Consider the following 7515-nt stretch of genomic DNA (forward strand, 5'->3'; position numbering starts at 1 on the left):
GGTGTACACCGATCAACTGTGGGAGCGGGCTTGCTCGCGAATAGATCTAAAAATCACCCCTCAATCCGGCCAATTCCAGGCCGGCTCATCCAGCATCCCTTGCCCGACAATCCCGGTCTGCCCGAGGTTCTTCTCCAGCACGATGCAATTGCACTCCGGATCCTGCTCAAGCGCCGCAATCAACCGCCCCGCATGGGACACCACCCACACCTGACACTGCCCGGAGGCCCGGATAATCAGTCGGGCCAAGGCCGGCAACAAATCCGGATGCAGACTGGTTTCCGGTTCGTTCAGCACCATCAAAGTGGGCGGCCGGGGTGTCAGCAATGCCGCCACCAACAGCAAGTACCGCAACGTCCCGTCCGACAGCTCCGCCGCCGACAGCGGCCGCAGCAAACCTTCCTGATAAAACTCGATGGCAAAACGTCCGCCCGCCAGCGGCTCGATGCGCAGCCGCGCGCCGGGGAACGCATCGCTGATCGCCGCCTGCAACGCCTCGGGGTCGCCGATTTCGATGATGGTCTGCAACGCCGCCGCCAAGTCCCTGCCGTCGTGGTGCAGCACCGGCGTGCGGGTGCCCAGTTGTGGCTGGCGCACCGGTGCGTCGGCGTCGCTGCGAAAGTGATCGTAGAAGCGCCAGCGGCGGATGAACTCGCGCATCTCCAGCACTTCCAGCGAGCTGCGCAGGCTGCCGACCTGATCGAACAGACTGTCGAAATTCGGTGTGTGTTGCGCCAGCACGTCCCAGCTGCGGCCCGCCCTGGTGCGGATCATCGGTCCATCGCGATCCACCAGCAGGCTGGCCGGGCGGTAGAGCGGGCCGGACCAGATGCATTCCCTTTTGATTTGCGGGTCGAGGGAAAACACCGAGCGACTGGGTTCGGGCAACCCCAGGGCGATCGAGTAGCTGAAATCCTCACCCGCGAACCCCAGACGCAGACGTTTGGCGCCTCGCCTGACGATGCCCTCGATCGGCACTTCGCCGTTGCGCATGCGTCGGCTGATGGTTTCCGGGCCGGCCCAAAAGGTCGAATCCAGCCCGCCCTCGCGGGCCAACGCATTGACCACGCCGCCCTGGGCGGTTTCCGCCAGCAGTCGCAGCGCTCGGTAAAGGTTGGATTTGCCACTGCCATTGGGCCCGGTAATCAAGTTCAGGCGACCCAGCGGGATCACCAGTTTGTTGATCGAGCGGTAATTGGCCACCGCGAGGGTATTGAGCATGGGGAGCGTCCTGCCGAGTGATGCTCCACAGTTTGCCCGAACCCTGTTGTCGCGGTCGTGGCAAACATCATCGCGAGCAGGCTCGCTCCCACAGTTGATTGGTGTACACCGCACCATTGTGGGAGCGAGCCTGCTCGCGATTTTTATTTCCGGCCACACAGGCGGGCACGGAACGCTGTTCTAAGCTGTCAGACACATTGCGCCCGTTAAACGCAAAGGAGTCTGCATGGCTGGTCCCGGATTGAAGTTTGCCCTTGGCCTGTGCCTGTTGGCCATGCTGGGGGGTTGTGGTGAGAAGAAGATGGCCGAGAAGGATCGGCCTCGGGTGTTCGTGCAAGTGGTCAAGCAGGGGGAATACGGGGCCAACGTCACGTTGACCGGCGATGTTCAGGCGAGGGTGCAGACTGAGCTGTCGTTTCGCGTCGGCGGCAAGATCATCGAGCGCAAGGTCGATGTCGGCGATCGGGTGACGGCCAAGCAGGTGCTCGCACGGCTTGATCCCAAAGACCTGCAGACCAACGTCGATTCGGCCCAGGCGCAAGTGGTCGCCGAGCAGGCCAAACTCAAACAGAACGCCGCGTCGTTCGAGCGTCAGCAAAAATTGTTGCCCAAGGGCTACACCAGCCAAAGTGAATACGATTCCGCCCAGGCCGCGTTGCGCAGCAGCCAGAGCTCCCTTGCGGCGGCTCAGGCGCAACTGGCCAATGCCCGCGAACAACTGAGCTACACCGCGTTGATTGCCGAGGCGCCGGGTGTGATCACCGCGCGCCAGGCCGAAGTCGGTCAGGTGGTTCAGGCCACGGTGCCGATCTACAGCCTGGCCCAGGACGGTGATCGCGATGCCGTGTTCAACGTGTACGAATCGCTGTTGGCCGAACCGCCACCGGACAAGAAGCTGGTGGTCAGCCTGCTCGATAATCCGCAGATCAAAACCACCGGCACCGTTCGCGAGGTGACCCCGGCGGTCTCCGAGCAGAGCGGCACGGTGCAGGTCAAAGTCACCCTCGATGCGCTGCCGCCGGGCATGCAGCTGGGCTCCGTGGTGAGCGCCACGGGCACTACCCGTGGCAAGGCCGCCGTGCAGTTGCCGTGGTCGGCGCTGACCAAGGACGTCAGCAAACCCGCCGTGTGGCTGGTGGACGGGGAGGGCAAGGCGCAATTGCACCCGGTCACCGTCGGCCGTTACCTGACCGGCAAGGTCATCATCAGTGGTGGCCTGGAGGACGGGCAAAAGGTCGTCATCGCCGGCGGCCAGCTGTTGCACCCCGGTGTCGCCGTGGAAATCGCCGAAAACACCTACAAGGAACTGGCCACGGAGGGGCAACAATGATGCGTCTGTCAGTGGTAATGGCCAGTTTGCTGTTGGCGGCGTGCTCGAAAGAAGAACCGCCGCCGGAGCCGATCCGACCGGTGCTGTCGATCAAGGTCGAAGCGCTGGGCGAGCAAAATCTTGGGCGTTTCGCCGGCAACATCCAGGCCCGCTATGAAAGCAATGTGGGCTTCCGGATTCCGGGACGCATTGCCAGCCGCGCCGTCGATGTCGGCGCCGAAGTCAATCAGGGCGACTTGCTCGCCTCCCTCGACCCCACCGACCAGCAGAACCAGTTGCGCACGGCGCAGGGCAACCTGGCGAGCATTCAGGCACAACTGATCAACGCCCAGGCCACCGCGCGCCGCCAGCAGAGCCTGTTCGACCAAGGCGTAGGTTCCCAGGCGCAACTGGACAATGCCCAGACCGACCTGAAAACCACCCAGGCCTCCCTCGATCAAGCCCAGGCCTCGCTGAATCAGGCCAAGGACCAGCTCAACTATGTGGAACTGCGCGCCGACCACAAATCCGTGGTCACCGCGTGGAACGCCGAAGCCGGCCAAGTCGTCACCGCCGGCCAACAGGTGGTGACGCTGGCGCAGCCGGACATCAAGGAAGCGGTGATCGATCTGCCGGACACCCTGGTCGATCAGCTCCCTTCAGACGTGGTGTTTCAGGTGGCCTCGCAGCTAAACCCCGAGATCAACACCACCGCCATCGTGCGCGAGATCGAACCGCAGGCCGAAAGCACCACCCGTACCCGCCGCGCACGCCTGACCCTCACCGAAACCCCGACCGCCTTCCGGCTGGGCACGGCGATCAGTGTGACCCTGAGCTCGGCGATCACCCCGCAGATCGAACTGCCCCTCAGCGCCTTGCAGGAGGTCGACGGCAAGCCGCGTATCTGGGTGGTCGATACGCAGACCCAAACCGTGTCGCCACGCAACGTCAGCATCGTCAGCCGCACCGACAGCAGCGTGCGAGTGGCCAGTGGTGTGAAGTCCGGCGAGCGAATCGTCAGCGCCGGTGTGAACAGCCTCAAACCGGGGCAGAAAGTGAAAGTCGATGAGGGCAGCGCACAATGAAAGGGAGTTTCAACTTATCCGAATGGGCGCTCAAACATCAGTCGTTCGTCTGGTACCTGATGTTCGTCGCCCTGCTGATGGGCGTGTTCTCGTACATGAACCTGGGCCGCGAGGAAGACCCTTCGTTCACCATCAAGACCATGGTGATCCAGAGCCGCTGGCCCGGCGCGACCCAGGAGGAAACGCTCAAGCAGATCACCGACCGCATCGAGAAAAAACTCGAAGAACTCGATTCCCTCGACTATGTGAAAAGCTACACGCGCCCCGGTGAATCGACGGTCTTCGTCAACCTGCGCGACACCACCAAGGCTGGGGACATCCCGGAAATCTGGTACCAGGTGCGCAAGAAAATCGGCGACATCCGTGGCCAGTTTCCCCAGGGCATCCAGGGGCCGTCGTTCAACGACGAGTTCGGTGACGTGTTCGGTTCGATCTATGCGTTCACCGCCGATGGTTTGACGATGCGCCAGTTGCGCGATTACGTCGAACAGGCCCGGGCCGAGATTCACAACGTGCCGGGGCTGGGGAAGATCGAAATGGTCGGCCAGCAGGACGAAGTGATTTACCTGAACTTCTCCACCCGCAAACTGGCGGCGCTGGGCATCGATGAAGGCCAAGTCATACAAAGCCTGCAAAAAGAAAACGCCGTGACCCCGGCGGGGGTGATCGAGGCCGGACCGGAGCGGATTTCGGTGCGCACCTCCGGGCAGTTCGTCTCCGAGAAAGACCTGGCCAACGTCAACCTGCGGCTCAATGACCGCTTCTATCGGCTGGCTGACATCGCCGAGATCCGCCGTGGCTACGTCGACCCGATGAACCCGGAGTTTCGCTACAACGGCCAGCAAGCCATCGGCCTGGCCATCGCCATGCAGAAGGGCGGCAATATTCAGGTGTTCGGCAAGGCCCTGCACGAGCGCATCACCGAGCTTACCGCCGACCTACCGGTGGGCGTGGGCGTGTACAACGTCTCCGATCAGGCGCAGGTGGTGGAAGAGGCAGTCGGCGGTTTCACCAGTGCGCTGTTCGAAGCGGTGGTGATCGTGCTGGTGGTCAGCTTCATCAGCCTTGGCGTGCGCGCCGGTCTGGTGGTGGCGTGCTCGATCCCTCTGGTGCTGGCCATGGTGTTCGTGTTCATGGAGTACAGCGGCATCACCATGCAGCGGATTTCCCTCGGCGCGCTGATCATCGCCCTGGGCCTGTTGGTGGATGACGCGATGATCACCGTGGAGATGATGGTCGCGCGTCTTGAACTGGGCGACACCAAGGAACAGGCGGCGACGTTCGCCTACACCTCGACGGCCTTCCCGATGCTCACCGGCACACTGGTGACCGTCGCCGGTTTCGTGCCCATCGGCCTGAACGCCAGTTCGGCAGGCGAGTACACCTTCACCCTGTTCGCGGTGATCGCCGTGGCGATGATCGTCTCGTGGATCGTCGCGGTGCTGTTTGCGCCGGTGATCGGCGTGCACATTCTCAGCACCAAGGTGAAGGCCCACTCGACGGAGCCTGGGCGCCTGGGGCGGGCATTCAACAGCGGCCTGCTGTGGGGTATGCGCAATCGCTGGTGGGCCATCGGCATCACCGTGCTGCTGTTCGCGCTGTCGGTGTTCTGCATGCGTTTTGTGCAGAACCAGTTCTTCCCGTCTTCGGACCGCCCGGAAATCCTGGTGGACCTGAACCTGCCGCAGAACGCCTCGATCAACGAAACCCGCAAGGCCGTGGACAAGCTCGAAGCGACGCTCAAGGGCGACCCGGACATCGTGCGCTGGAGCACCTACATCGGCCAGGGCGCGATCCGTTTCTACCTGCCCCTCGACCAGCAATTGCAGAATCCGTACTACGCGCAGTTGGTGATCGTCAGCAAGGATTTCGAGGCCCGCAAGGCGCTCAGTGATCGCCTGCGCGAACGCCTGCGCAAGGACTTCGTCGGCATCGGCAGCTACGTGCAGGCACTGGAAATGGGCCCGCCGGTGGGACGGCCGATTCAGTATCGGGTCAGCGGCAACAACATCGATCAGGTGCGCAAACACGCCATCGACCTGGCCAGCGAACTGGACAAGAACCCGTACATCGGCGAGATCATTTTCGACTGGAACGAGCCGGGCAAAGTCCTGCGCGTCGACATCGCCCAGGACAAGGCCCGGCAGTTGGGGTTGTCCTCCGAAGATGTGGCCAACCTGATGAACAGCATCGTCAGCGGCTCGACGGTGACCCAGGTCGACGACGACATCTACCTGATCAACGTCGTCGGCCGCGCCGTGGACGCCGAGCGCGGCACGCCCGATACCCTGCAAAACCTGCAAATCGTCACGCCCAGCGGCACCTCGATTCCGCTGCTGGCGTTCGCCACCGTGCGCTATGAGCTGGAGCAGCCGCTGGTGTGGCGTCGCGATCGCAAGCCGACGGTGACCATCAAGGCCGCCACGCTGGGCGAGATTCAACCGACGGATCTGGTGACCCTGCTCAAGCCGGACATGGACAAGTTCGCCGCCGGCTTGCCGGTGGGCTACAAGGTCGCCACCGGCGGTACCGTGGAGGAAAGCGCCAAGGCTCAGGGGCCGATTGCCAAGGTCGTGCCGTTGATGCTGTTTCTGATGGCGACCTTCCTGATGATTCAGCTGCACAGCGTGCAGAAGATGTTCCTGGTGGCCAGCGTCGCGCCCCTCGGGCTGATTGGCGTGGTGATTGCGCTGGTACCGACGGGCACGCCGATGGGCTTTGTGGCGATTTTGGGGATCCTGGCGCTGATCGGCATCATCATCCGCAACTCGGTGATTCTGGTGACGCAGATCGATGCGTTTGTCAGCGAAGGGTATTCACAGTGGGATGCGGTGGTGGAGGCCACGAATCACCGGCGACGGCCGATTCTGTTGACGGCAGCGGCGGCCAGTTTGGGGATGATCCCGATTGCCCGGGAAGTGTTCTGGGGGCCGATGGCTTACGCGATGATTGGCGGGATTATCATTGCGACCTTGCTGACGTTGCTGTTTTTGCCGGCGCTTTATGTGGCTTGGTACAAGATTCGCGAGCCGCAGAAAGAGGTGAAATAGAGTCGAGCGCTTCGCGCTCATCGCGGGCAAGCCCGCTCCCACAGGTTTCGAGGTGAACACAAAATCTGTGTACACCGCCAATCACTGTGGGAGCGGGCTTGCCCGCGATGGCGTCAGTCCTGACACCGCAAATCCAAAGCCTTACACCTTGCGCCAGACACTCGCCAACCAAGGCTGCTGCTCCCGAGGCAACCCCGCCGGCCGGTAGTAATGCTCCAACTCCACAAACCCCGCCTCGGTCAGCAATTGCTGCCAGGCCGCCAGATCGTGATACGACCCATATCGCGGCCCGTTCCAGCCTTCCTGATTCTCGCCACGAGGGTTGGAGCTGAACAACACACCCCCAGGGTTCAACGCAGCGCGCAACTGCTTCAATACCCGAGGCAATTCCTGTAGCGGGATGTGAAACAGCACCGCATTGGCAAAGATCCCGTCAAAGCGTTCGGTCGGCAGATCAAGCTTCAGGAAGTCCTGATGCCAGACCTCACACCCGCTGTCCGCCCGCGCCATTTGCGCGAATTTTTCCGCGCCGTCCAGGCCGACTGCTTTGTGGCCCATGCGCGTGAACGTCTGCAAATCACGACCCGGCCCGCAGCCAAAATCCAGAATGTCGAACGGCGCCTCGCCCTGAACGTGCCGCAGCAACGCGTCGATGTTCTGGCTCACATCGTGATCGCGCGTGCCTTCACGAAACCCTTCGGCCACCGAGTTGTAATGGCCCAGGGTGGTATCGGTGATTTTTTTGAGGTCGTCGGGGGTTTGTTTCATGGTGGGCTGCGCAGGCAATTGGGATTTGCCGAATATACGCCATTCGCGGGCAAGCCTCGCTCCTACAGGATCACATTGGCCC

General features: G+C 62.4%; 5 protein-coding genes. 3 read left to right on the plus strand and 2 right to left on the minus strand.

Features of this window, described 5'->3' with window-relative positions; genetic code table 11:
- Window positions 1–60: 60 nt before the first annotated feature.
- Window positions 61–1221 (minus strand): AAA family ATPase, encoded by a 1161-nt coding sequence (locus ACW9JE_RS26620; protein ID WP_457434447.1) that lies wholly within the window; start codon window positions 1219–1221, stop codon window positions 61–63.
- A gap of 226 nt (window positions 1222–1447) precedes the next feature.
- Here ACW9JE_RS26620 and ACW9JE_RS26625 point away from each other — a divergent pair, with 226 nt between their 5' ends.
- The 3 genes from ACW9JE_RS26625 to ACW9JE_RS26635 are packed head-to-tail and all read left to right on the plus strand — an operon-like array spanning window position 1448 to window position 6665.
- Window positions 1448–2551 (plus strand): efflux RND transporter periplasmic adaptor subunit, encoded by a 1104-nt coding sequence (locus tag ACW9JE_RS26625; RefSeq protein WP_224541331.1) that lies wholly within the window; start codon window positions 1448–1450, stop codon window positions 2549–2551.
- Complete coding sequence (locus tag ACW9JE_RS26630) at window positions 2548–3615, plus strand: efflux RND transporter periplasmic adaptor subunit (protein ID WP_457434448.1); 1068 nt, start codon at window positions 2548–2550, stop codon at window positions 3613–3615. The genes ACW9JE_RS26625 and ACW9JE_RS26630 overlap by 4 nt, the downstream gene beginning before the upstream one ends.
- Window positions 3612–6665 carry an efflux RND transporter permease subunit gene (locus tag ACW9JE_RS26635; protein ID WP_457434449.1) on the plus strand — a complete coding sequence of 1018 codons (3054 nt, stop codon included), beginning with the start codon at window positions 3612–3614 and terminating at the stop codon, window positions 6663–6665. The genes ACW9JE_RS26630 and ACW9JE_RS26635 overlap by 4 nt, the downstream gene beginning before the upstream one ends.
- A 141-nt stretch (window positions 6666–6806) precedes the next feature.
- On the opposite strand, the gene ACW9JE_RS26640 is transcribed toward ACW9JE_RS26635, so the two are convergent.
- On the minus strand, window positions 6807–7433 hold the full coding sequence (locus tag ACW9JE_RS26640; protein WP_457434450.1) for a class I SAM-dependent methyltransferase: 627 nt from the start codon (window positions 7431–7433) through the stop codon (window positions 6807–6809).
- Window positions 7434–7515: the final 82 nt, after the last annotated feature.

The organism is Pseudomonas sp. SDO55104_S430 (assembly GCF_054070595.1).

Excerpts from the sequence above, each read along its gene's own strand:
- ACW9JE_RS26620 (WP_457434447.1), bottom strand. The coding sequence starts at position 1,221 with ATGCTCAATACCCTCGCGGTGGCCAATTACCGCTCGATCAACAAACTG.
- ACW9JE_RS26625 (WP_224541331.1), top strand. The coding sequence starts at position 1,448 with ATGGCTGGTCCCGGATTGAAGTTTGCCCTTGGCCTGTGCCTGTTGGCC.
- ACW9JE_RS26630 (WP_457434448.1), top strand. The coding sequence starts at position 2,548 with ATGATGCGTCTGTCAGTGGTAATGGCCAGTTTGCTGTTGGCGGCGTGC.
- ACW9JE_RS26635 (WP_457434449.1), top strand. The coding sequence starts at position 3,612 with ATGAAAGGGAGTTTCAACTTATCCGAATGGGCGCTCAAACATCAGTCG.
- ACW9JE_RS26640 (WP_457434450.1), bottom strand. The coding sequence starts at position 7,433 with ATGAAACAAACCCCCGACGACCTCAAAAAAATCACCGATACCACCCTG.